The sequence below is a fragment of the Anaerostipes hominis (ex Lee et al. 2021) genome (assembly GCF_002270485.1).
Taxonomy (GTDB): Bacteria; Bacillota; Clostridia; order Lachnospirales; family Lachnospiraceae; genus Anaerostipes; species Anaerostipes hominis.
In genome coordinates this window covers 24249-49414 of record NZ_NQOG01000007.1, presented here as the reverse complement: position 1 = coordinate 49414, position 25166 = coordinate 24249, and the positions used below count along the sequence as shown (strand labels likewise).

Annotated in this window: 35 protein-coding genes; all 35 read right to left on the bottom strand. The window is 36.8% G+C overall.

The window, feature by feature from the left end:
• Positions 1–6 precede the first annotated feature (6 nt).
• Entirely contained in the window at positions 7–735 is a 729-nt protein-coding gene (locus tag CI597_RS08560; RefSeq protein WP_024727360.1) for a 3D domain-containing protein, read from the bottom strand.
• 49 nt (positions 736–784) lie between these two features.
• Positions 785–1198, bottom strand: a complete 414-nt coding sequence (locus CI597_RS08555) for a hypothetical protein (protein WP_024727359.1) — start codon at positions 1196–1198, stop codon at positions 785–787.
• A 98-nt stretch (positions 1199–1296) separates the two neighbouring features.
• Positions 1297–1473 (bottom strand): hypothetical protein, encoded by a 177-nt coding sequence (locus tag CI597_RS17945; protein ID WP_155854011.1) that lies wholly within the window; start codon positions 1471–1473, stop codon positions 1297–1299.
• Positions 1474–1523: 50 nt separating this feature from the next.
• Complete coding sequence (locus CI597_RS08550) at positions 1524–1769, bottom strand: hypothetical protein (protein ID WP_024727358.1); 246 nt, start codon at positions 1767–1769, stop codon at positions 1524–1526.
• A 34-nt stretch (positions 1770–1803) separates the two neighbouring features.
• On the bottom strand, positions 1804–2724 hold the full coding sequence (locus CI597_RS08545; protein ID WP_143266073.1) for a hypothetical protein: 921 nt from the start codon (positions 2722–2724) through the stop codon (positions 1804–1806).
• Between the two features lie 131 nt (positions 2725–2855).
• Positions 2856–3158 (bottom strand): hypothetical protein, encoded by a 303-nt coding sequence (locus tag CI597_RS08540; RefSeq protein ID WP_024727356.1) that lies wholly within the window; start codon positions 3156–3158, stop codon positions 2856–2858.
• Between the two features lie 39 nt (positions 3159–3197).
• Positions 3198–4166: a hypothetical protein gene (locus CI597_RS08535; RefSeq protein ID WP_024727355.1), complete on the bottom strand. Its 969-nt coding sequence runs from the start codon at positions 4164–4166 to the stop codon at positions 3198–3200.
• A 244-nt stretch (positions 4167–4410) separates the two neighbouring features.
• The gene (locus CI597_RS08530) at positions 4411–4683 is read right to left on the bottom strand and encodes a hypothetical protein (protein WP_024727354.1); all 273 of its coding nucleotides are present in this window, start codon (positions 4681–4683) and stop codon (positions 4411–4413) included.
• A gap of 130 nt (positions 4684–4813) precedes the next feature.
• Positions 4814–5569, bottom strand: coding sequence for a class B sortase (srtB, locus tag CI597_RS08525; RefSeq protein ID WP_024727353.1), 756 nt, complete (start codon positions 5567–5569; stop codon positions 4814–4816).
• A 232-nt stretch (positions 5570–5801) separates the two neighbouring features.
• Entirely contained in the window at positions 5802–6386 is a 585-nt protein-coding gene (locus tag CI597_RS08520) for a hypothetical protein (protein ID WP_095142912.1), read from the bottom strand.
• 129 nt (positions 6387–6515) lie between these two features.
• A complete protein-coding gene (locus CI597_RS17940; RefSeq protein WP_155854010.1) occupies positions 6516–6653 on the bottom strand; it encodes a hypothetical protein in 138 nt (45 codons plus the stop codon).
• A 30-nt stretch (positions 6654–6683) separates the two neighbouring features.
• Positions 6684–7064: an SLOG family protein gene (locus tag CI597_RS08515; RefSeq protein ID WP_024727351.1), complete on the bottom strand. Its 381-nt coding sequence runs from the start codon at positions 7062–7064 to the stop codon at positions 6684–6686.
• Positions 7065–7106: 42 nt separating this feature from the next.
• Complete coding sequence (locus CI597_RS08510) at positions 7107–7328, bottom strand: hypothetical protein (protein ID WP_024727350.1); 222 nt, start codon at positions 7326–7328, stop codon at positions 7107–7109.
• An 11-nt stretch (positions 7329–7339) separates the two neighbouring features.
• Positions 7340–7567, bottom strand: a complete 228-nt coding sequence (locus CI597_RS08505; protein ID WP_024727349.1) for a hypothetical protein — start codon at positions 7565–7567, stop codon at positions 7340–7342.
• Between the two features lie 133 nt (positions 7568–7700).
• A complete protein-coding gene (locus tag CI597_RS08500; RefSeq protein ID WP_024727348.1) occupies positions 7701–7985 on the bottom strand; it encodes a type II toxin-antitoxin system HicB family antitoxin in 285 nt (94 codons plus the stop codon).
• Between the two features lie 14 nt (positions 7986–7999).
• Entirely contained in the window at positions 8000–9001 is a 1002-nt protein-coding gene (locus CI597_RS08495) for a nucleoid-associated protein (RefSeq protein ID WP_024727347.1), read from the bottom strand.
• A 49-nt stretch (positions 9002–9050) separates the two neighbouring features.
• Complete coding sequence (locus tag CI597_RS08490; RefSeq protein ID WP_024727346.1) at positions 9051–9704, bottom strand: Holliday junction resolvase RecU; 654 nt, start codon at positions 9702–9704, stop codon at positions 9051–9053.
• The gene (locus tag CI597_RS08485) at positions 9691–10329 is read right to left on the bottom strand and encodes a single-stranded DNA-binding protein (protein ID WP_024727345.1); all 639 of its coding nucleotides are present in this window, start codon (positions 10327–10329) and stop codon (positions 9691–9693) included. The genes CI597_RS08490 and CI597_RS08485 overlap by 14 nt, the downstream gene beginning before the upstream one ends.
• Before the next feature lie 162 nt (positions 10330–10491).
• Positions 10492–11460, bottom strand: coding sequence for a DNA adenine methylase (locus CI597_RS08480; protein WP_024727344.1), 969 nt, complete (start codon positions 11458–11460; stop codon positions 10492–10494).
• A gap of 720 nt (positions 11461–12180) precedes the next feature.
• Entirely contained in the window at positions 12181–13734 is a 1554-nt protein-coding gene (locus tag CI597_RS08470; RefSeq protein ID WP_024727342.1) for a caspase family protein, read from the bottom strand.
• A gap of 105 nt (positions 13735–13839) precedes the next feature.
• Positions 13840–14793 carry an Ig-like domain-containing protein gene (locus tag CI597_RS08465; protein WP_158221714.1) on the bottom strand — a complete coding sequence of 318 codons (954 nt, stop codon included), beginning with the start codon at positions 14791–14793 and terminating at the stop codon, positions 13840–13842.
• 284 nt (positions 14794–15077) lie between these two features.
• Positions 15078–16256, bottom strand: a complete 1179-nt coding sequence (locus CI597_RS08460) for a hypothetical protein (protein ID WP_024727340.1) — start codon at positions 16254–16256, stop codon at positions 15078–15080.
• 36 nt (positions 16257–16292) lie between these two features.
• Positions 16293–17615, bottom strand: a complete 1323-nt coding sequence (locus tag CI597_RS08455; protein ID WP_158221713.1) for a C39 family peptidase — start codon at positions 17613–17615, stop codon at positions 16293–16295.
• A gap of 204 nt (positions 17616–17819) precedes the next feature.
• The gene (locus tag CI597_RS08450; RefSeq protein WP_024727338.1) at positions 17820–18986 is read right to left on the bottom strand and encodes a glucosaminidase domain-containing protein; all 1167 of its coding nucleotides are present in this window, start codon (positions 18984–18986) and stop codon (positions 17820–17822) included.
• A 117-nt stretch (positions 18987–19103) separates the two neighbouring features.
• Positions 19104–19667: a zeta toxin family protein gene (locus CI597_RS08445; protein ID WP_198959575.1), complete on the bottom strand. Its 564-nt coding sequence runs from the start codon at positions 19665–19667 to the stop codon at positions 19104–19106.
• Positions 19651–19860, bottom strand: a complete 210-nt coding sequence (locus CI597_RS08440) for a hypothetical protein (protein ID WP_235824582.1) — start codon at positions 19858–19860, stop codon at positions 19651–19653. The genes CI597_RS08445 and CI597_RS08440 overlap by 17 nt, the downstream gene beginning before the upstream one ends.
• Before the next feature lie 174 nt (positions 19861–20034).
• Positions 20035–20448, bottom strand: a complete 414-nt coding sequence (locus CI597_RS08435) for an ASCH domain-containing protein (protein ID WP_024727335.1) — start codon at positions 20446–20448, stop codon at positions 20035–20037.
• A 47-nt stretch (positions 20449–20495) separates the two neighbouring features.
• Complete coding sequence (locus tag CI597_RS08430) at positions 20496–20846, bottom strand: hypothetical protein (RefSeq protein ID WP_024727334.1); 351 nt, start codon at positions 20844–20846, stop codon at positions 20496–20498.
• A gap of 195 nt (positions 20847–21041) precedes the next feature.
• Entirely contained in the window at positions 21042–21311 is a 270-nt protein-coding gene (locus tag CI597_RS08420) for a hypothetical protein (protein ID WP_024727332.1), read from the bottom strand.
• A 138-nt stretch (positions 21312–21449) separates the two neighbouring features.
• The gene (locus CI597_RS08415) at positions 21450–22904 is read right to left on the bottom strand and encodes a hypothetical protein (RefSeq protein ID WP_095142911.1); all 1455 of its coding nucleotides are present in this window, start codon (positions 22902–22904) and stop codon (positions 21450–21452) included.
• 47 nt (positions 22905–22951) lie between these two features.
• On the bottom strand, positions 22952–23128 hold the full coding sequence (locus CI597_RS17935) for a hypothetical protein (RefSeq protein WP_155854009.1): 177 nt from the start codon (positions 23126–23128) through the stop codon (positions 22952–22954).
• Positions 23129–23213: 85 nt separating this feature from the next.
• On the bottom strand, positions 23214–23486 hold the full coding sequence (locus CI597_RS08405; protein WP_024727330.1) for a hypothetical protein: 273 nt from the start codon (positions 23484–23486) through the stop codon (positions 23214–23216).
• A gap of 397 nt (positions 23487–23883) precedes the next feature.
• On the bottom strand, positions 23884–24144 hold the full coding sequence (locus tag CI597_RS08400; RefSeq protein ID WP_024727329.1) for a hypothetical protein: 261 nt from the start codon (positions 24142–24144) through the stop codon (positions 23884–23886).
• A 272-nt stretch (positions 24145–24416) separates the two neighbouring features.
• On the bottom strand, positions 24417–24767 hold the full coding sequence (locus CI597_RS08395; protein ID WP_051405196.1) for an HAD domain-containing protein: 351 nt from the start codon (positions 24765–24767) through the stop codon (positions 24417–24419).
• A 99-nt stretch (positions 24768–24866) separates the two neighbouring features.
• Positions 24867–25133, bottom strand: coding sequence for a hypothetical protein (locus CI597_RS08390; RefSeq protein WP_095142910.1), 267 nt, complete (start codon positions 25131–25133; stop codon positions 24867–24869).
• Between the last annotated feature and the right edge of the window lie 33 nt (positions 25134–25166).

Sequence of the window (25166 nt, the reverse complement as noted above, 5' to 3'; positions counted from 1 at the left end):
TTATTCCTAATATATTACCTTCAGATATTTGACACCCCATCGGTTTCCTGTAGTATGAGAATTAAAATACATGTCGATACGGTAATTTTTAATAGCTGATCCTGTATCGTCTGCCCGAAAATTATGTCCTTTAATCTTGACGTGATCACCTAAATTAATGATATTCGGGTCTACTGCCAGAGTTTTTCCTGCAATTGCCTTTCTTCCGGATTTAGTGGGCTGTCCATACCATCTTCCGTTACAAAGCCGGCATCCGCAATACGCTGTAATTCGAAATGTCTTTCTCTTTGCAGAAGAGAATCTTTTGATACGAACATTTCCAGCAGTATCTTTTGCATAAATAGAATAGATGCTGTTCTTTTTTAAAGTGTAACGTCTTCCACTCTTGATCTTTCTTGCTTTCTTCCATTTTGGAGAGTTCTTTGACGTAACTCTTCCACGATATAGCTTCAAAACAGCAACTCCGCTTTTGTCCTTTGCGTAAATCCGAACCCGCCTTTTCTTATTCGTATAATATTTTTTTACTACAATCTTTGGTGCAGCTTTATCCTTCTTTTTCTTCTCCTTTTTCAAGCTGATTTCTGAGTCTATTCTTGAGTCTCCATCTGTGTACCCGACCGTAAACTCTTCATCTGTAATCTCTACGCTTGTCTTATCCTCTGCCCATACAGGATTTTTAGCAGATACCAGTATCATGGTAACAAGAACAACAGATAATTTTTTAATCCTTTTCATAAATATTCTCCTTTCATTTTCATATATAGTATGAGAAAAGGAGTATATCTTAGATTCTCAATGGTTCTTTTACCTCATCCTTGCCAAGTGGAATCAATAGACATAAAATAATAAAAAATACTGCAATAAAAAGCAGGATACTTGATTTTAACACCAAGATACGCAATCTTTCATCTCTGCTCCCTTTTTCTTCTTCATATACTGAATTTATAGGCATACTTACTTTTGATATAATTGTTTCCCCACTGCGCAATGTTAGCTTATATTCCACTTCTTCTTCCAGTGTTTCTTCATTTAAGGCTGGCTGCCCATTTTCACTTATCTTTAGTTGTTCTTTGCAGCTAACAATGATATTTGCGTCCTCTTGACTATGAAATTTTAAGAATAAGAAAGCAATCCCCACAAGGCCGGACATTGCTATTAACAAAAATATAATAAAACACCCGATCCGTATTTTTCTCATAACCTCCTCCTTTTCATCCTCTCAATCATAGTATGAAAAATAAAAAAGGACCATAAAAGGCCCTTTTCTACTTAAATATTCAGACTCATATAAACTTACTAGTCATTTTGATATCTCCGTACCCATTTTTTGAAGCACTTCAAAACTTCACTCATATTGATGTTTTGATGTCTTCGATGCCATTTATAAAGATATTGATAACCAGCTTCAATATTGCCAGCTTTAATGCTTCGCTTCGCTGCCACTTTTACGGCAGCTGTTTCGTCTGTTCGCATGGTATGCCCTCCTTAGCTTGCACTACAAAATTGCATTATATTTGGTTCAATCAACAAAATCCATCCACTTTCATTGCTATCCAGCTAAAGAGTAAAAATATGAGTGTGCCAACAGGTGAAGCAAAAACACATTTTAAAAGTGTAATTCCAAGGATTGTTGCAGTCAAAGTCCCTGTATCAAAAGCTTTACAGACGCTTATGATTGGTTCAATCAGCAAAAGCCATCCACCTACGAATATTCCAAAAAAGATTCCAAAAACCATTAACAGCATTCCGATAATTTTCCTAATTTTCATTTTTCTTCTCCTATAAATAATTGTATCACTCTGCTTAAAGATCAATTTCATTCTTATCATCGCCTATCAAAGATTGAAACGACTGAAGAAAATCCTCAACCTTCCCCACGCGTTTCATCATTTTCTCATTTTCGTCTTTTAGCAGCTGATTTTCCTTACATTGATGCTCACATTTCTTCTTATATTCCATACACTGTTTGGAAGTCTGATCAAGCTTTTGTTCGATCGTTGATAATAGCTTAATGATCTCATTAACCTCAGAAAGATTCTCTTTCTTCTTACATTCCTTACAAACAATGGCTTCTTTCCCTGTCTGTTTAATAGGATCCATAGTGTCTCCAGAAACAGCACAAATCAAAGCATCTTTTGCAATGAGCAGCCTTCGTGAGTCAACGGGAATCACCCGTACCTTTTCACCGATACGGATTCCGGCCCGATCGCGGAATAGACGGGGGATCCTAAAGCTTTTAGCCTTAGCTTGTAAGTAAATAAATTCTTCACCAACAAAGTGTTGAAGATTTTTCCCAAATTCACTTTTCAGATCTTTAATCTTTTCATAGCGATTTGAATCCTTTTCTGTTGCTTTTTCTATTAAGATGAATTCTCTGTTTTCTTCCATACACAAGGTTATCTTACTTAAAGTATCTACCTGAAAATCTTTAGGAAGCTTAATATCATAATTGTTGGAAACAGATTCTTTATAAACCACCTCAAAATAATTTTGAAAATCTTCCACCTTATGATCTCCCTGAAACTTAAAGCCCGGGTATGGCTTAGGAACTTCGCTCTGTTCCAGCGGTCTGCGTCCTATAATAAAAACCTCATTATTGGATAGCTGCTGTACCATCATAGTATCTTTGATCAAATCATATCCATAAGCTTTTAATATCCGTTCTGGAAATGTGACCCGTGAAAAGCTTACTTTTCGAATGAAACCTTCTTCTTTCGCTTCCAAATTCTTGATATAGAATCCCTCTTGTGTGCATATGATCTTCACATGACCCTCAAATTTCTTTTTTAAATAAAGGCCATCATTTCCTGAAAATGCTACAGCTTCATTTGTTCTGGATTTCATAATCTTCCTCCTTAAATCAAAGTTCTTAGTTCATCATAAAGGTCCCCGATCAACTGATCACAGGATTGGATATCATGCATCTTAACAAAATATGGGATCATTTCTTCCTCATATTTCTTATGTGCGATGCTATTTAACCGAAGTAACTCTTTGACGATCCGCATGCGGAAGTTGTGTTTTTCTAACAATGCATCTTCTGTTCTGTCAGTCTGAAGCTTTAAAGATGCCTGCAGATATCTTTTTAAATTATTTAACACACTTTCACAGGCTTCTTGTTCGATTTGATACATTTTCATGAATAATTCACCGTTCATAGGGAATGCTCCTCCTGTTTTTCTGTAAAAAAATAAAGCCTATGATAAGGCCTCTTCCAATGTCGCTTCTATATTTTTAAGCCTTTTTAAGATTTCTTTCTGTGTCTCCTTCGCAATCAAAAAGCGTTCTTTGTGTAAAAGATCCTGATGCTTTTTCATAGACTCCCTTATATCAGGGAGTTTATCATGAACATTTTTGGTTATTTTAATGGATGACGATTCATCCCAATATGAATCAATGGGTTCACCACAAATATCACAATTGATCTTTGGGGTCAGAACCAGAGACCCATCTTCCAAGAACTCAAGGTGCACAGGATTCCCTTCTTGAAATCCCATAGCCCGATAAAAAGCAATCGGGATACGGTACCGATGATTCTTAATGCTGTGCTTTTGTTTGGAACGATATTGAAACGTCACAGGTTCCTCTGCCTGATAAAAATAAGTTCTTCCCTTAAATAGCCTCGCTACTTCATTCTCTGAAGGAATGCCTTCCAACGTTTCCATTGGAGTCAATTTCATATACCGTTTTCCTTGGAAAGATAAAGTGCAAGCAAGAAAACGCTTCTTTTTATCACCGCGAAGCTTTTCATCCATCCACGCCGGGATCAAAGCCTCTCTTATTGCTCTGGTATATCCAATATGTCCATCTGCATTCGATGTTTTAGGAACAATCCTTCTTGATTGCTCCATTTCTTTTTCATTACTTTTCCGAACAAAATATCCATCTTCAGATAAGAAAATGCTATAATAGCACGGCTCATCAACTAGGATATTCTTCATATTCAGATATGTATTGTAACCTGATTGATTTCTAATTCTTCCGACTTTTCGATTCTCCAAGGACTCCATTTCTTTAATCCTGTCTTTTGTGATGAGGATTCCATCTTCTTTTTGATAAAAAAATAAAGACGTTTTATAATCCTCATATGGAAATGCCATACGACAGATCCTTGACGTCTGACTGCATACAAGTTTCTTGACTCCTAATAATTCAGCATTACACATAATTGCCTCCTATACATACATTTCACAAAGATTCTCATACCGTCTGAATATTTTATTTATACCTCCTGTCTATTCTATCAGACACATCTATGAATCAGTTTCTAATCATAGTATGCAAAAACAGGAGGGGCGTAAATACCTCCTGTTTCACAAGAATTCTATTATTATACTATTCACAATTCAAATAATAAAAATGAATATACAAACAGTACCATATGTTTTCCTACGGGCTTTGAGTTTCAATTCAGCTTTTATCTACATTAAGAAAATCTGTCCCATCCGACTTAAAATAACTTCCAATTACCGCAAGTGTAGCACAGGTTAAAGGGATTAATTCTCGTGTAAACCTCGTCGTATTAAACATTAGATTTATCCCTTCTATCAGCCCTGCTCCAACAATCCAATTTAAGAGCATTCCACCAAGGTAGGCAAGTCCAAATGTTATCACCGGAAATAATATCGTTGCAATAATAGTTGCAATAATAGTTTCAATAAAATCCGTATCTAACTTTTTCATATTTTCCTCCATATTCTTACTTTATAATTAATTATGTTATTTTTGAATATTTTCCCTTAACCTCCCTCCTGTCTTTTGTCAGACACATCAATGAACTTTTTCTAGTATGCAAATATAGATATCTAAACGTTTACCGCGGATCTATGATTGCATGTACAAAAGTTCGATTATTGCGCTGTTCGTAGCTGCAGGTAATAAGAGTAAAGATATCAGATGGTTGATGCCTTGTCATATCATTCTTATTTTCATCCTGCGTCAAGTTCCATTTTTTAATTGGAACATAGACATTGCTCAATGAAAGAATCTGGTCCAGAAAAGCATCCTTTTCCTTTTTGTCGTTAAACTCAATCGGAATATTTGCATGATATCCTGATTTAGCATATGCACTTAACAACTTTAACCGAATGGTTCGATTCGGAGTATAGATATAGGCATAAGGATGTTTTTTGACATAAGATTGATTTCGAAACTTTGTAAGGCCTGCAAACATACTTCCATTTCTCATATGATGACCATACAAAACGTTATTGCCCGAAGTAAAATTTTTCTTACATTTGTAATCTAAGAAAATGGCCCCAGACGCATTATAATTTCCTTGGAAGGTTTTATGTAAATATTCCTCATTATCCCCTCCCTGAACTATAGGATAATCAATTTCCGTATTCGGGATATAGATCCATCCAACTACATCTGAATTCATCTTTTTAAGTTTCTTCCAGTTAATCTGTTTCCCTTTTTTCTTAGAATATTTCACGGCTTCTCTAATAGAATCATATTCTTCTTTTGCTTCTTTATCTGATGCACACCGCTGATACAAACAATATCCACTGATACAAACAGCAATCATGCATAAAAACATAAACACTTTTATCATATTTTTCTTCATAACACATTTTCTCCTTCCATTCATAGTATGACAAATAAAAAAAGAAAAAACGCCGTAGAAGATCCACGACGTATTTCCTTATCAAATTGCTTTCTCATCTTATATTTTTTAATTAATTATCTCATTCTCCACGTGCAATAACACTTCCATTATCATCAAAAATTTCATACAAGAATTCTTCAGTCAATTCTTTCCCGTCAAACATTTCCCTCATTTTGACTTCTCCCTTCAGCTAGATTCTTATATTATGTTCAGCTTCATATTCACACCAACAGGTAATGAGTTTATTCGGATCTTTGCTATCAAGATATTGCTGATATTTTTCAATTAACGGCAGCATTTCATTATAATAAATTTTCTGATTAATACATGTCCAAATATCCATATAGATTGTATTAAACCTAACCTGTTCTGATGGCTCCCATTTGAAAACATCCGCTTGAATTATTTTTGTTTTTTTATTCAACGGAAGCTGGCTTTCAATCATCTTAATCACCTTTTTTGATTTTTCCAAAACTGTGATCGTTCTGATATCTTCCTTTTCTTGTATCGCCATAAGAATGAGACCAATTCCAAGGCCTCCAATCAATACATCTCCATATGCATTCATTACGAATTCCCGATTCGTCCTTTTCTCCATATCGGTATCAGACATGATTACCTCTCCACCACGCATTAGTCGCGTATACTTTCCTGGACTAATTCCCTGAAGCATTGCTCCAAAATTCTTTTTATCTATATCAAAATATTCTAATTTATACGGAGGGCATTCACATGGTTTTAAAATTTTATGCATTTCTGTATACAATTTATTCATTATAGCATCTCCTTTACTGCTTCCTCATTTTTCTAACCCGTAGTCTGCTGATAGTTCAACTCTATTATACCTTACCTGCATCGGATATCACAGAATTTTCCTCTTTCATCTCATACCTCCACAAAACCCTTAATTATCTGTATCGTTTTTAAGTTTTCCATTCAGCTCTATTGCTTTATTGCAAATCATAACAAACATCTGCGTTTCCTCTAAAGTGAGTGACATAAGCAGCCGAAATAATTTTATTTGTTTAAAAAGTAACTTCATAACTACCTCCTTACCTAAAGTTTTATCATGTTAAGAAATTATCTTTTCAACTAAAAAATTCATCTTATTTGCTATTGCAATGAATCGATCTACTCTGGTACTTTTCCCATCCCAGAATGCAACAAGAATTTGACGATCACCATTTTCCTTCGCATAGTCCACCATTTGTTTGCTGCGTATACTCTCCGCCGTTGCTCCATATCGATTTCTTTTTATAGTAAAAGGAGTGAATTTAAAATTCCTTTCTTTGCAGTATTTCTCCGTCAATGTATCTACTCCAGATGCTCGGCCTGAAACAAATTCAAATGACATAATGTTTCTCTTTATAAGTAGCTGATCAAGTCCCCGCCGCAACAATTCTTCATTTTTAAAATCACGGCCACCTGATACAATAATTACATAATGATTCATAATTTTTTCCTTTCCAATGAAACCAGTGCCTCTACGTCATATTCATAGGATATAAACGTTCTTTGACATATTTTCATACAGACTCCTCCCTAAATCGACTGTGATTTTTTTTACTAATTCGGTTGCTTCCTTTATGCTGCAGGTGATAATCTTATCAGACCATTTATAAATATCTGCATCAATTAAATCTTTTACGAACTCCTTGCTGATCTTTTTGTCGTCATAGATAAGGATATCATTTTCTATTCTCTGTAATTGAATCATAATCTTTCCTCCTATAAGATAGAAAAACACGCTGGACAAATACCTGTAATAAGTAACTCTCTTGTGGCAGGATCAACATCAGGAAGTGCTGTCTGAATATACATACCCTTTATCCTCGAATCAAGAAATCTCTGATACTGGTCCAAAGTCAGAATAACGAGATGATCTGTGCCGCACATAGGACAAGACATTAACATCCTCACTTGCTCTCCCTCCAGACTTACATGTTCATTTTCCATTCACAGTCTCCTTTCTAAGATTCAAATGCAATTTTGATTCTTCCTCCATTGCATCAATAAAAACTTCTATCCATAGTATGGAGAAACAAGTGGATCGCAAAAAGGACGGATCACGCGGACCCATCCTTTCTCATTATTTCTTCATTGGAATCATGACATGGTAAAGCTTCCCTTTTTTGAAATCTATATAACCCTTTCTCGCCGCTTCTTTCACCAAACAATGCGCATCTGCATCACTACTCGGCTTTGGACAGCCTGCTTTAATTTTTGTTTCTTTTATGAGAAGCAGCATGTGTTGCTTTGCCATAGTGAGGGCATCTTCCAAATTAGTTCCCTTTGTATATTCCCGGAAGTCAGGGATATATACAAGGAAATCCTCCTTGTCTTTCATAATAAATATCGGAAAAATCTTTAACACTTAAAACTCCTCTCCTATTTTAAGTTTATTCGATCAATGCCACGAAGAGTGATGGATCCGTCATACTCTCGAAACTCAATGTATTCTGATACTAAATTGGAAGGAACCTTGATTTCCACTCCCAGATCGGTCGTTACTGTATAGAACAAGAAAGGCTTTAAACTTGTTTCGTCCTTTGGCATAAACTTGTCGTATGACAGATCATATCTCTCCATTTGTTTATCAAAATATTCCTTAGCTTGTGGTGTATTCCCAAAGAGTTCTTGACTAATCTTTGGGATATCAAAGAATCCATCATTTTCCATTAACTCTAATGTTATCTTTTTGCATTGTATCTGATCTTGTACATTCATCTCATGGTGGACGCATGCCTCGTTTATAGATTTTGCCAGGATAGAGATTTTTCGCTTGATCGGCATCTGTGCGATAGACTCTAAAAATCGCTCTGATAAATAAAAAATCTTTTCGCCATTCTGCATCTCAAATCTCTTTTCGTATAATCGAGCGGACCCCTTCACCGGATGTATGATGATCGCCTCCTGAAGCTTTCCTCTTCTGTTTAATGCTGTGCTCTTTGACATTCCGACATCTATGCAATCACCCGAGCCTCTGAAATCTGCCTTTAAAACTTCCTCCAGAGGGAGTTTTAGCAATCCATAATAAACTTCTTCCTGATAGCTAAAGCTAAGCATAACAAAACATGCTGCCGGAATCAGAAAGCTATCGCACATGATATCGAAAAGGCCCTCCGCTATGAGTCGACTTGTTTCTATGAATTCTACCTCTTTAGACTCATCCATGGAAAACAAAAGGTTTGGCACCCTGCTTTCCTGATTAAGTTTCGTTTCTTTTGCATCATCACTTGATAAAAGTTTTACTATCTGGCCTTTTAAATAATCTTCCATATCTGCAGAGATATCGAAAAGATCTTTGGAAAGTTTCATGTCTCCATTTTGATTATTTAATAGGTGAAGAATCATTTTCCTTATGAAAAGTTCTTCTTTATTGATTCCCATATTTATCTCCTTTTTCTATTAGAATAAATGGTTCCTGATTATTTTTCTTTTAGTTTTCTTCCTCATAATTCTTCAATCTATAGTTACAATCATTCTTTTGGGTATAACTGCATTTTCCTTCGCAAAGCTCCCTTTCGTCGCATGATCCACAGCAAAGATTCCCTTTCTTTCCACATGATTTCCTACCGCATATATAACTTTCTTTTATCTTAGGGACGATTACACCCTCCAAAAAGAGCAGAATCCCATTTCTCTCCTGAATGGAAAATGCCTCTAAATCTTTAGCTGTCATATATTTTCTTCCGTAAATAGCTTTCATGGTTTTCCATATCTTCCATGGAATCCGAAAGAAGTGCGTCCCTTTTATAGACACAATCACATAACACATTGCATGATAGGCTGCATGTTCATCCAAAATTTCAGTCTGTACTTTGGTAACGACGTTTTGGCAGATCCGGTCTTTGACGGTTGATTTTGCTTCGAAAATAATACATTGCCCGTTATATAAAATCCCTTTGTAATCTGGTTGCGCCTTCTTTTCGTAGAAACCAATAACCTTTCCTCCCTTCACTCTCTGAATCGCCCGGAAAGGTTCTGGCGTCTTTAGAATGCAGCCAATGTTCTGTTTCCGGTAGTAATCGCATCCTCGATCAATAAGGCCCTCAAAGGCGTTTCCAAGGTTCTTATTCTCATTGTAAATCATCATTTTCTACCTGAATACGATAGGCCGCAATCTCATATGCTATTCTTTCCATCATAGTGCCCTCTGCTGTACGCTTTGTATAGGCTCTGCTTTGTATCCGTCCCCGAATGGTCAATTCACTCCCCATTGGTTGATCTCCCATATAAACCGCAAGGTCACCAAAGCAGATACACGGAATATACGATGCGATAGATTTCCCGTGTGATCTACGATTGATTGCTATCATAAGGTCGCAAATTTTGACTCCTCTTGGGGTCTCTCTTACTATCGGAGTCTTACAAAGATATCCTTCTAAAACAAGCTCGTTTTTTGCAGGCGTAGACACTTCTACCTCCATGATATTTTGAACGGATACAAATAATTTCAGATGACTTCCTTCCGTTCCCTCGATCCGCTCATTGTGGGATAAATACTGACCTCTTATTTGAACGCGCTTTCCTTCATAATCGAAGCCAATCTCCTTCAGTACATTTTCTTCTATTATGAAAGGGATTTCATCTGATGTTCCGCTTAATCTTTCACAAGATAATCGCCCATGATAAAATCTTTTGTCATTACTTTGCTGGGAAAATTCCAGTTCTTTGATTGTTCCAATTACAATTGCAATGTTTACTCCATACTTCATTTATTACTTTTCTCCTTCCAGGTTCTGTTATATGTTCGGGAAAATTTGTCCCTTCATATATAGTATGATAAACGGAAAAATCACCCTCATAGACCTTGTGTGCATCTTTCTTAGATGGATACATCAAAAAGGGAGCCTGCCTTGGCCCCCTTTTTCTCACTCCTATGCACAGCTATATCTCCGGTTTACAAAATGAATTTCTGTATTTGGGAAATCGTACAAATCTCGAATCATCTCTTCATCATCGTAAGTTAAAACGATGCTGGCACATCCTGGAACTTCTTTTATAAGGTCCGTAAGCAGCCAAGAAAGCTCTTTATGCCTTGCAAACTTCTCAGGATATAACATATCCCCCTTTTTTACATATGGAGGATCAATAAAAAGACAGACGTCTGAACCCCAATAGTATTCCTCAATAATTGTAAGTGCATCTTGATGGAAAACGCTGATTGCATCAGCCATCTCATGGATGTGACAGATTCTTTTAGTTAAAGCTTCTGCATTCCACCGGTCCATGACATCTGCTTTGGGATTTGACATTTTAATACCTGAAAAGCTGCACCTGTTGATGACAAAAAAATAAAATGCACGCAGGACATCCTGTAAATATGGATTCTTTAACTCTTCTCGATACTTAAAATAATCTTCTCTTGTTGGCTGATAATTCCGAATTCGTTCGATAAGCTCATGACATTGACCTCCACAAACTACCTTCCAAAAAGTATAGAGATCCTGGTCCATATCATTTAGGATTAATTTGTTGATCCGTCCTGCATCCAGCATGGACAATCCTACCGATGCCCCTCCACAAAATGGCTCCACAAACACTTTTCTCTCAGAAAGGAAAGGATAAATCATGTCAATTGCTTTGCTTTTCCCTCCGGGATATCGCAAAGGAGAGATCCTCTTTTTCAGGCTTGTCTTCTTATGTACACCTTCAACTCCTGAGTTTTTCCTTTCTAACAGCACATGGAATGCTGCATGGTTTTCTTTTCCTAAATAATATTGGAAACCTTCACAAGCAGGACACCATGCTCCTTTTTGATGGCAAAAATCCTCTTCAAAATCATTTCCTTCGTAACCACAATATTCACACCTCATAATAATACCCTTCTTACTATTCTGCTTCATAAATAACCTTCCTTCTCTAAAAAGCACAAACCTATGTCCTCCATACTTCAAAAACAGATCATTTATAGTATGATAAAAAGGTATACAATTAGATGGAAATATTAAGAGATTGTGGTATAATAATGAATACAAAATTAATTAAACCAATCAACAGAGGAATCCTACTATGATACGATATGAATTTATTTATATACTGCTCATCTTCTTTTGCAGTTTCTACATTACCGGAACTCTATTTCATGAGCCTGGACATTATCTGGCTACTATATTATGTGGTAGGATAGAACGGATTGAATACAAGCCAATTTATTTTTCGATGCATTTCACTTATTCGCCCGCTTATCGGGTATTTAGCAGGCGCTCTCTAAAAATCATCTCTATTTCAGGTTTAATTTCACAAATAATTTTTCATATTATCACAATCAAAATTATCTTTACATATTACTTTGTGACAGCAACTTTTACTCAAGTGATTATGATGATCTGCAGTTTGGGAGTATCCATCTACTTATTTATCAGGACAAAAGAAAAAGAGCAGCAGGACTGCTATAATTTTTTCTATCCGGAAACTTTCCAAAAAAATTTATCTTTTCAGCTGGTTGAGAAAAAAATAACTTATATAGATATCACAATATATATCATCTTTCTTTGTTGTCTCATAAAATAAAAAATACCAGTGATGCATTCACTGGTATTTGTATACTATTCATATTTAATTGTTTAAGTATCATCTTCGTCTATTTGCAGCATCTTTTCCTTTTCTTTTAATCTTTCTAAATCCTTCTGATATCTGTTTATACTTTGCTCCATTAGAAATTTGCGATTATCCGCATTCCATAAAGTAAGATTCTTTCTATCAAAAAACAAAGCAAAATCCTGAATGGTCGCACCAATATCAATTTGAAAAGTCGCCCACTCATATAATTCAATAGGTGCTGCTGGCAGATCATTTTGCTGCATATATAAATCTGTTATTTTGATTCCGAGTCCTTCGTTTAACAGAACAAGTTCTTCCTCTGAAATAACTTCATTCTTATACTCTCTAAAATTGTAAATCATTTCTTCCCCAAGAGTGATCATTTCTGTTAAAATTTCATGCATTCGTTGCATCAGCTCATCCTTTTCGACCTCCCCTGTGTAATTCATTATACTTCTTAAGATTTCATAGTTAGGATCTTCCTCGACATAAACCCCGCGGATAATTTTAGAGTCTTTCTTAGAACCATACCAGCTGTCTTTGTCCTGTGAATCATCCACCCAAGTACTAAGCCATAGGTAATGTGGATGCACCATATCCTCTTGATCGAATCCAAAATAACACCAAACAATGTTCGTAGGCTTTCCTTTGAATCTTCTCTCTTCATTCGCGCTTTGATAAACTTCCGCATATAAGAGTTTATCCTTTATTTCTAACGTAAGATCCGCTATTTCTTCCATAAGGAAGTTATTTTTTAGAATGACTTTTACCGCTAATCTCTTGACATCCGAATGATGAACAGGCTTGACGGCGTAAATTATGTACCTCTCTGTTTCCTCATAAATATTCGTAATTTGATAAGGATGATATTCTGCAACGGAAAAAAAGATCGTACCCCCTATATTTGATCGAAAAATGGGATGCTGCTGAATACCATCTGGATGATTACTCTCCCAAGCACTAGAATATTGTTCGATTGCTTTACCGATCATTTCAAGAGATTTTTTACCTTCTCTTATTAAGGCCGGATTTCTCAGTGCATCACACACAAAGCTGGTATAAAGGCTAATTTTTCTTGGCTCATTAAAGCCTGACTCCTGATCCGGCCCACATGAAGCAAGCACCGCATATCCATGCCCAGCAAACTCCTCGATTGTTTTTTCAATATCAAACTTTGCCTTACCACTGATTTCAAAATCTCCGGAATGGCAGCTGTCTATAATAATGATTTTACTTTTAGTTGATATCTTATTTTCAATGAGATCAATTAGTCCCTGCAGATTAATGCGCCCATAGCTCAACCGCAGACAGGAATTACCTCCATGGCCTGTAAAATAAAAAATAAACGTATCATCTTCTGTTAGTTTTGTCTCCATCTCTTCAAACTTTTGTATCAAATCTCCTATCAAAACCAGTCCGCTTTCACCACAAATGAAAATATCCCTTGGATCCACATTTAGACCCGTTTTTAAGGTATCTCTCACTTCATATAAATCATTTTTGCACATTGGAAGTTGATTAATTCCGAAACCTGCATACGTACTGACTCCCACTAATATTGCTCGTGTATTCCCCATATTTTCTCCCTTTTATAAGGTGTCCAGAAAATTTATCCCGGAACAGTTTAAATTTATTTTCTGATATCTATTATTTTTATAATTATATCATACACATCCTATCTTTTATCTAACTTTAACTTTACATGTGAATTTCTTTTTTCCGACCTTAACTATGATCTTTACACTACCCTTCTTTCCTCCGGTTATTTTACCCTTAGAGTTCACTTTAACAATCTTTTTCTTAGAAGATATATAGCTAACTTTTTTTGTACAGGTTATGGGAAAAATCTGTGGCCGCAATTGATAACTTCTCTTTCTTATAAGTGTGATAGCCTTTGGTACTCCCTTAATGGATGTGCAGGTAATGTCACGCTTCTGCACAGTAACAGAAATTGTTTTCTTTAATCCGCTGGCAAGGACAACCGTAACCTTTGCTCTTCCGGCTTTTTTGGCTGTAATCCTGCATTTTCCATTTGCTTTTTTACTGACTGTAACAATCTTTTTATTGCTGGTGCTCCATGATCTCACATAATCGCCACTGGCAAGGCCACCAGCTGTTAATTTTATAGTGGATTGTTTAACCTTCAATTTAAGACTCGATGCATTTAGTTTGATGGTCGGCCTTATTTTCCTGCCATAAGATAAAGTTTCAGATGTCCCGCATTTACTGCATATATGCCGATGCTGTGCAGATGTAAAGACTGTAGCAGGAAGCAGATTTACCCATGAACCATAATGGTGTCCTGTTGCAGGAAGGACTTCTTTCTTCCTTTCACCGCAAGTTAAGCAAGTATATACCCTCTCTCCATTTTTTGTACAAGTGGCTGCCTTTATGATATTTCCATGATTCCAGTTGTGATCTGTCTTTCTGGTGATTACTTCTGCTTTTTTGGTTTCGCAGATAGTACAAGTGTAAGTTTTCTCTCCTGCTTCCTTACAGGTTGCATCCTTTATGATCTTCCCGCGGTCCCATGTATGGTCTGCTGTTTTTGGAATCGTCTCCGTTTTAGTCTCTCGGCATTCCTTACAGGTATAAGTTTTTATACCATTTTGCTTACAGGTAGCCTGCTTTGTCACTTTCCCCTGATCAAACGAATGTCCGGTAGCTACAATTTCTTTCCCGGCCAAAATCAGTGTTTTACAATCCATACAATACATATCCCCGGTATAGCCCTTCCCGATGCAGGTTGCCGCCTTTTTATTTTTTACCTCTGTATGTTGATGCCCAGCAGCAGGGATCAATTCCGTATACACGTTCCCACAGTCAAGGCAAACATATTGCTTTTCACCATCTTCCGTACAGGTTGCTTCTTTTGTTACAATTCCGATATCGTAATTATGTTTCTTCATCGGAATTTCCTCTATCTTTGTTTTACTGCAGTTTTTACTTCTATAAGTTTTTCCCCTGTTTTTGAAAATGTAGGCTCTATTGTCACTTCACCGTCATCCCATACATGCCCCGTTTTTGAAATCACTGTCCCTTCTTTCAATAAACAGTTGCAGTCCATGCAGTATGTGTCGCCAGTGTAACCATTTTCTGTACAGCCTGCATCTTTTTGATCCCGAAGTTCTGTATGTTGATGCCCCGTTTTAGGGATCGTCTCATATTTTGGAACCTCACATCTGCTGCATCGATAATATTTATTTCCATCCTTTGTACAAGTAGCATCCGTCGTAGAGATCAGCTGATAGTCATGACCTACAGGCACGGCATCTTCATCAATGTCCGAATCTTCCTTACCACACTCAGAACATTTATAAAAAATTACCCCATATCCCATACAAGACGCTGGCTTTCTACTTATTTCTTCAAATTTATGGGACAGCTTTGGGATTTCTTTTATATAAGTGTCCCCGCAGTTTCTGCAGGTAAAACTTTGTTCTCCGGTTTCTGTGCAGGTTGCTTTTTTCGTGGAAATTTCCTCGTAATTGTGCCCTTTTGCTTTTATGGTTGTTCCGGAAGAAACTTTCTGATCACAGTCGATACAATAGCTATCGCCAGTATAACCATTTTCTGTACAGCCTGCATCTTTTTGATTACGGAGTTCCGTATGCTGATGTCCTGTCTTTGGAATCGTTTCTGTCTTTACATCCTGACAATGGGAACAGGTATAGACTTTCTCTCCATCTTTTGTACAAGTGGCATCTGCAGTTGATATTAATTGATAATCATGACCTAATGCTGGTTTGGTTTCCTCTGTCTTTTTTTCAGTGCAGGCAGGCCACACGTCTTCTCTGGTGCATCGATATGTTGTGATTTCCGGGTGTGTGCAATCGGCCTCCTGGGTCACAGTTCCAGAATCCCACTGATGTCCCAAAGCATTTATCTTCTCTCTTCTCGTAAAAACACCCTTCTCTGGTGCATTCGTAACTGTAATATCCGTTTTTTCACAAGTTGCTCCCTTATACCCTTGGGATTGACTTAGTGTGTGATTGCCATTACACACAGAGTGATCCTTAGAATAATCATCTTTTTTATCCTTCCACTTATAGTATGAGGAAAACAAAAGTGCTTCGTACTGGCCATACTTATTATTCATAAAAAAAGACCCCTATCTTGATAGGAGTCTCCCCTTTTAATACGTTCTTTCTAAGTATTTATTTAAATTAAAACCAGATGGGCTGCTTAGAAGTCCTTTTTCATCTCCAATCGGCATAGATTCAAAAGAATAAGTATTTGCAATACTCTTGATCTTCCCGTCCCCGAGTTTTGCTGCCAAGCTTAAAACCTGATTTTTAAGAAACTTTCCGGATCCTGTTAACTTTTCCCCAGCCATCCTTTTATGTCCTATGAGGATTTTTCCTTCCTCGATCCCGGCATAAAACTCTTGAATAATTTTTTCGAATCCATCCTGCACTTCTTTTTGTTTCTTTCCTTTTTTATGTTTCGTTACTCTCACCGATTTTTTTAGATAAACAGACCAAAATGGACCTCCTGCATCTGCCTTTTTTGATTGTCCTATAACATCCCTTAGAGGGTATTTATAATGACTGCGCCTTCTGCTTCCAACATCTGCGATGGTTACATTATCATTTTGATCAATGTCAATCAGAACCATAAAATGTCCTCCGGACGTAAAATATCCAGGACCCATTAAGGCAATGACAGGACGTCCTTTCTTTAATGATTTTTTGATTGCCTGTTCTGTCGTACCAAGTCCTTCGCATCCAAGGTCCCAGTGGGCCGCCATGGCCGGAATCGCAGAATGAACACTTCCCTCGCTGGAATAATAACCATTTTCATAAGCCCATTTTGTTGTGTCCACAGGTGTTACCCATTTCTTTGTCAAATTTGTAACGCATACAGCCATGGAAGTAGGACCGCATCCTGCTGCATGAATCCCATATCCATTTTGATTCCATGCTGCATCGCCCTGGTTAAAATAAATATAATGTCCGATGTATTCTTTATTTCTCTTCATTTTCAAAGATTCTTCTGTATAGGATTTTGAAATCTGCGGCCGGATCTTTACCTGGATCTTCTGTTCCTTCTTTTTTGTCTTCTTAAGCTTTTTTAATTTAGAAGGTTGAGTCCTCTTTTTCGTTTTTGGTTCCTTTGATTTCTTTTTGGAATTCTCTTTCTTTTTCGACTGTTCTTTTTTCTGATGCACGTTTACTTTCGTTTGCTCTGTCAATGTTGCTTCTGTCGATATAGAAGCCTGTGTTGAGACTTCCGTCTGTGCTGGAGCTTGAATTTCTGTAGTTTTCGGCTCGTTTGCCGATACAGATATGGTTCCAGTTGAAATCAGCAGCATCAGTAAACACGCAGAAATTCTTTTGTGAATCGTTCTCACTGCCCTTTTCCTTTTCTCTTTGTTCTGATATTCATTAGTAATGATGGACTGACCCTGCTCTAAGAGATCGGCTCTTTGTTCTTTATCTTTCGTAATATCAATCACTAGGACAAGGTCCCGACCGTCCAATACAATGGGGACCTCGCGTATAGTTCTGAACCGTTTGAATCTCCGCCCATCTTTTCGTCCTATTTGGATTTCTTGTCCATCTAGGAAAAAATAATGTCTCTTCCTCCCAATACCAAGTTCGTGAAATCTGCCATGGAAGTAGAAGGGACGCTTATATTTAACCTTCTGCATAGCACCCACCTATTCCTTTCGATAGCCTCTTAGATCACCAATACGCTCTATTAGCTCATAGCCGGCCTTTGTCACTGATGACGCCCAGGTATCTCCGACGCAATATTTTACGTTAATCGCAGAAACTGACGTCCCATGATAGAACTTTGATCCTTTTGTCAGATAACTTTCCTTCAAACATTTTGCTGTTCGAAGGAGGCCGGACCTTCTGGTATTTTCATTGATTCCTTTGGCTTCATCAGAAGTAACGCCATATCCAGTTAGGTTATTATCCTCTCTTGCCCTGCGGCTGGTTCCCCATCCACTTTCATGAATGGCAATCCCCGCGATAAAAATAGCATTTACTCCATAGGTTTCTTCGCATTCAACAAAGTAGGCAGCACAATCAGAAAGCTCTGTGCCGGATAGGATCTTCTGCATCTCATCTTTCGTAACATGACTTTTTATGAGCAGATTCTTAGGATCGAACTTCCGCAGTTCATGAAGAGAATTAGCTTCCTTCTGTAGTTTTACAATGCTTCTTGTATCATTTTTTGATGCTTTACGATACTTATCAAGATAGGACTTGAGATCGAGCAGTTCTACGTTTTCTACAATCTTTTTAGCATGCAGTTCCAGATCAAAAGTGTAAGTATTTGCTACTTCTGCGACATATGAATCCTCTATCTCCTTTGACAGAGCGAGAAGCAATTCTTTTTTGTTTTTATCTTCAACTGTGGCATCCAATTCTTTACCTGTTTTCTTTTTGGCGGACAGGGCTGCGGCAACTTCTTCTTCGGTCGTTCCGATTTTTTGATAAAAGGCTTCAACAGTCTCTTTAAGCTTCTTGCTTTCTTTATAACGCCTCCTTGCTTTCCTTATTTCAGCAATCTCTTTTTGGATATCAGCTTTTCTTTTCATCACGTTTTCATTTATCACTACTTTTTCTTTCGATGGTGCCTTGATTCTCTTTGCTAGACCGGTCTCTTCCGCTTTCTGTTCGTTTTTCTTATTCGTACCGTTTGCAATAGCATCTTTGTTAATATGGATCACTTTACACCGTGCTTCTGCAGTGTTTTCCTCAGAAGAAAATAGGTCATCGCTATCTCCGCTGGCATAGGTAATAGTGGATGGCATCAAAAGGCTCCCTATTAAAATGGCGGCGATCATTTTACTGATGTTTTTCCCTTTCTTCAAATATAAAACCTCCTTTCAATCTTAGTATGATAAATACACATAAAAAAAGGACGACAAAGATTATGTTCCTCGTCGTCCTTTTATATACATGATCTTACTCGTCTTTTAGACTTCTTTTTAACATCGTTCTCTTGCTACTAACTCTTTTATCTGTTCCTCCGTCCAAAAATCAGATGCCCAGACAAACTCTCTTCCCTTTCGGTTTTTATAGATTCGAAAAGGTCTTTGAGAGTTATCATAAATGTGTATAATATCACAAGTTTTTATCAGATCAGGGATCAGTTTCATCGCTCTTTCATATCTGCAAAGGATTTTTTCTTTTGGAACATCGTGTCCGCCAGATAAGACCCTTGATGCAACACGTTCTACATTAATATCAGAATTACTTGTTAATACATAAATGCATTTGATAAAGTATCCTTCAGCTTTAGCTTTTTGCAATAACTTTATATTGCGTTCGGTTGAAAGAACGGTCTCAAACGTAAAATCCCTTTTTTGCTGCAATAAATCATTTCGTCGTTTTTCGGCCAGTAAAGCTGCCTCCATATTTGTGCAGCCTGTCGTTCGCTGAATATCATCGGCATTCACATATTCGCCAATAACCTCAATCAACTCTGTAATCGTACTTTTACCAGAGCCATTTGGGCCGGCAAATACTAAAATCTCAGGCTTTCGTTCCATATTCTCTCCTGCCATCCGGATACTCTAAATATGCTTTTTTAAGTTTCTCATCATATTTGGCAATCGGCTTTCCCATAACTTTAGCTTTTTGTATCGCTCGGTCTACCGCAAGATTAAAACGGGCATCCATTTCTTCATCCGAAATATCAAATCCATTTTCACTTTTTCCCTGCATCATTTTTCCTCCAATCATGGCTTTCTCCTTTCTTTTATTATAGTCTGGCTAATAAAAAATCACAACTTATTTTCTCTTCAATCATTCTTACCTAGATATCCTTCCTTCCAAAATACAGTTCCTTTCGATAGTAGATATCTGTTATGATACCTTCGCTACCTATAAGTCGTCTTTTCATTGACAACGTATAAATCAATCGTTTCTAACATCAAAAATTCTATGCATGGATAAAATATAATATTGTTTTCCGCATTCGGCACCCCATTCTTCTCTTGTGCATTCGGCTGTAAACTGCCTAGCATCACTATGATATCCATTTCTAAAAATGACACTTTTCTTTTGATTGCTCCAAACAATGGATGGAGGATTTATAGAACAGTCATAATATTGGCCGAAATAATTTTGAAACCGCTTTTTCCAGTATGGTTTGATTTCTCTATATTCCTCAGTTTTTACACCACTTAGAATCATATCGAACCATTGCTTTTTTAGTATTAGGACTAAATGACTGCTATGATAATATTTATATCTGCAGCTTGGAGTGCAAAAGATCTGATCCGATCTTCCACATAAAATAGTGCCACATTTTATACAGTTTCGACTCATGTAATTCCTCCTGGTAAATCTAACCTCTAAAACAGCTGTAAAAACCTTTATACTGTTATTTCGTTAATTAGTGGCATGATAATGGCACTAGTTCCGATTCGATAAACACGATCTTCCCCAAAGATTTGGTAAAGAGACACAAGATCAGCATAATGCCGAACCTCGCACGCTTCCAGTTTCTCAAAGAGATAAAACGCAACTGCTTCCTCATTCTTGTCTCTGCATCTTTTGGAAAGCTCCTTTATAAAGACCTTCAACTCCTGTTTATCAGCATATATGTAGCTTGCAATCATTCTGTGGTCAGAATCCAATACCCATACTTCTCCGAAGTCATTGATACACTCTATAATAGAACAATAGTTACTTTGATACAGCGTTCGTTTCTCTCTATGCCTCATAGTTCCCCCTCTCTTATTGTTCCAACATAGAAAAACAGCCAACCATAAAGTTGTAGCATTCCATTCTCGTAGCAATGCAGTTCTTTATGTGGCAGCCACCATGGATCTTTGGTTGATATTTGGATGACAACTCCATACCCATTTCTCATTAGACATAATGTCCCACGCTTTCTCTTCAATTTACAATTCTTTAGATTAAATAACATCATATGCTGACTCTATTCTCTGGATTAACACCTGATTCTCTTCTTCCAAAGCTGCATTTTTCTCTTCATATATAGAGATTTCCTGGGCACAAGCATCAAGTTCCAAATGAAGTTCTTTTGTTTCCTGGCAGATTTTTTTCACCTCCAATTCTATCAGCTTGGCAAGCTCTTGAGATAGCTCTTCTCCAACAATTTGGACCGCATCCGATAGGCCGCCCGGGCAAATCATCGTACCATCGTTCAACATTAAAACATGCATCTTTTTTCTCCTTTCTTCTTTCTTAGTTCTTCTATTTATAGTATGAGAACAAACTATTCCCTTCATAAACAAAAAGCACTGTCTGAAAATTTAATTTCACACCAGTGCTTTTGTAATATTATAGAATTTAAATTAACTCTACTTTAGTACAGGAATCCAGTTTTCCTGAATTGGTTTCAACTTCCCTCTTGGAATACATTCTTTTAAAGCAGAATTCGCGGCCAAAGCCATATCAATCAGCCAGAACTTTTTTCCATTTTGCATAATGTCAATAGACCACTGACCAGACAATCCTTCCATGTCATTTACTAACAATTCTACTTGTTTTAATATTTGTGACTCATTCTCATGATATCGATTCATAAGAGTTTCTTCATGCATAGAATATATAATAAAATCATGCATGTTATGTGGACTGTCTTTATCTTCTTCATGCCCAAAACGCTGTTTCATGATCTTCGAATCCCAATACGGGTTTATTCCCAGTACTTCTTTTGAATCCAGATCTACAAATGCACGATATTCTGTATGCAGTGGAAGGCCTTTATAGATGCAAGGGTTATTTTCTTTGTCCCGGATGAATTCTCTTACAACCCATTCGTTCGTTGTAGATACACCATAAATACTTATGTTATTTAATGGTGAAGCCATCTGGCAGGCCTGATGATGAATGAACAATAAGTATTCTCCTAGTTCTCTTACTTCTTTCGTGCCATGTACATAAGCGTTCCGGAAATCAAATTTCGAAGAATATGTTCCTGTTTTAATGAAATACTCTTTATCTTCCTCCAGATTAAAAATCTCCCTGCAGAACATATCAACGATATCCAATGTCGTTCTGGTTAACGACATATAATCCAAACGTGTCAATTGCAGCATGGGTAAAGGCACACGGAGAATTGTCGTCTTTGGAATTTTGAAAAATCCTCTTTGTGAAGCTGCATGAACAAGCTGCGGCAACCAATGGCCCATAGAATTAGGATTTGTGGCTATCATTTCATAAGTGATGGGATCTAAATCCAAAATATCCAATCCCTGACGAAAATGATGATAAAACATATTCTTCTTTGTAAAATTCTTTTCCATTAAATATTTTTGATAATCATTTGCTAAGACCACATAGGATGGTTCCTTAATGTCGACCTTGGCCAAACTTCCCGTTAATGCAGGGCGTAGCTGCTCGGGTAACTGCATAATTTCTTCATTCGTAACTTTTTCTGCAGCGTCAAAATTTGTGCCCCTCTTCGTAAAGACATGTTTTCCATCATATGACCATACAGACGTTGCAGATATTAATTCTTTAACAATACGATTGATCATATCATTTAGATCTACTGTGGTGTCCTCAATTGTGATACCTTCCTGCATTTCAGCTGCCTGTTTGGCATTTAACTGAAAAAAGTTATCTGTAGAGGAATCACGTAATGCTAAATCTCTATATGCTTTTTCAAATTGTATCAGCCTATCCGGACTTGTTCTTAGAAGCGTTGCTATATCTTCTTTCTCTATTTTTTTCTTAAATATATCAGCTAAACAAAACATAACCAGCCCTTCTTCCCTTTTTTCTTTTACTTTGCATAACTCCCTTGTCATATCTCCTTTTCTGATATCCGTTTCCTGAAGTGTATTTGCTCAAGTTCTCAATATTTTAAAGTTCGGATGGCTGCCCGCAGCAGCTGACTTTCTGGCACATCGTATCGCCCACAATTCTGTACCTTCCGGCATTTTTCATGATGAACGATACACATCCTCTTTTCCCGGAAAGAACAAAAGGCACAAAGTCCTGACGTTTTTGGAAAATCAAATATCGGCTTCATAATTCTCCTCTCCCCACTCTCCATACTCCTTTCGTTTAAACCTAAAGAATCCTTCAATTCCATAAATTAATCTCCTTTCTGTCTTCTATAAATATTTTCTATAAATAGTATGACAATGTAGTATGAACACAAAAAAGGAAAATCCCTTCTTTTTTATCTGAAAACTGTTAAGAATATGAGTATCTTTTTTATCTACTACTATTCCAAAGATCAAACCTTCTTCCTTCATTACTTCCTTAAAAAGACTAAAAAATAATTCAACACAATCTTTCTGTTTTTTCTTCATATTTTCCTTTCCTCTGTCTCTATTCTCCTGAACCTCGAATGATTTCATTTCTTTATTTATCCACTGCTCCATTTGTTTTCTCCTTTCGATCTATCTATGTTCTTAGTATGAAGAAATGAGCGTTTCTCTCATAGCACTAAAAACTGTTTGTAAACAATGATATAGATAGACGGCATTTTCTTTGCGGTATATAATAATCAAAAAGAACCTTGTTAGGAAATTGAGAAATATGCAGAAGTTTGGAGAAAATGGAGATGAATTTTGGTAGAACGGCGATGTGGAGAATCTCGTATATAACTTTCTTGGAGTTCTTTCAGAGATAGGAATCCTATATCTCATTAAAAATACACGCCTTAGCACCTTAGGGCTGTCTTTTGCCTGATCGGGAAGAATTGCATGAATTGATGGATGACATTGAGGCATATTGGAATTATTACAGGAAACAATAACGCTGGAAAAGATCTAATCTCTAATCATGAATTTCATTTCTTATGAATAAAATAACTACCTGCTTGATCAAATCCAGCCCTGCAGCATATCCCTTAAGAAATCCTTTTTTCTTGCAGGATTCCCCATAAACCGATCTGAGATTTGAAAGCTTTCTCTTTTCATTATCCGGAAGGTCCAGAGACTCCAAATAAACTTCAAATTGTTCAGCAGCCACTGCGACTTCTGCGGTATCTGATTTTTCTATAAACTTTTCAAAAGAAATTCTTTCTAAATTTGTCATGGTATTCCCTCCTTTTAGCTATGAAGTACTATTCTCATACATAGTATGTGTAGACTTCGCTTTCTCTCATAAGATAAAGAGGCCTAGAGATCGGCTCCAAGCCCCTTTAAAATTACGGATCAACGAATTGTCTCGGAAGAAAATTCTTTATCTAATATTTGAATTGCTTTCTTTATATCCTCTTTTCTCAAACCTCCCGCCGGACCATAATACTGAGTCTGTAGAAAATACGATTCTAAATGATAATCCTCCAACTTCAAGGGAGCATCATCCTAAATTAATATCCCTTTTACATAGGGATGGCTGAACAGCCATTGAGAAATTTCCTTTTCTTTTCCAATAAATTCTGGAACTTTATCCATAATCTCGAGTCCTTCGTTGGATAGAGCTTCTACGAGAGGAACACAAAATGGATCAACTTCCTCCTTAGACCACCCACACTTCCACGAAGATGATAATACTAAGGCAGCATTTGTCCGATCAACGATTTCTTTTAAGATTTTTACATAATCTATACTAATGATCTCTTGCGTATGTCTCTTTAAAAATTCATCACTATTTAAAACACCATCCACATCAAGGAAGATCACCTTTTCATGGAATTGATCTGTCTTTTCTCGCATATATTAATCATCCTTCTTCTGTTTCAATAAACACTTCTCTTCTTAGTATGGAAAAGTCTCTTTCCTAAAAACAAAAAAAGAACCCATAGATCTCCTTTATCAAAGATTCCGAAACATTGTAAGTGCATCACTCCATCCCGCAAGATAGGAATCACTTGCATACTCCATCCATCTGGCATCAAGACTTCTTAGCAAAGAATCACAGATCCTCCGCTCATGATCCGTAAGGTCTAAAGAAATATATTTTTGCTCTGCTTTTCTTTCGGCTTCACATTCTGTTTGGTATACGTCATCTTTTGATAACAATTTTTGTATGGCCGGTTCCCGCATTCTATCTGCATATGCTTTCAGTTTTTCTAATTCCATCTTTATCCTCCGTTTTTAGTATCTATATACGGA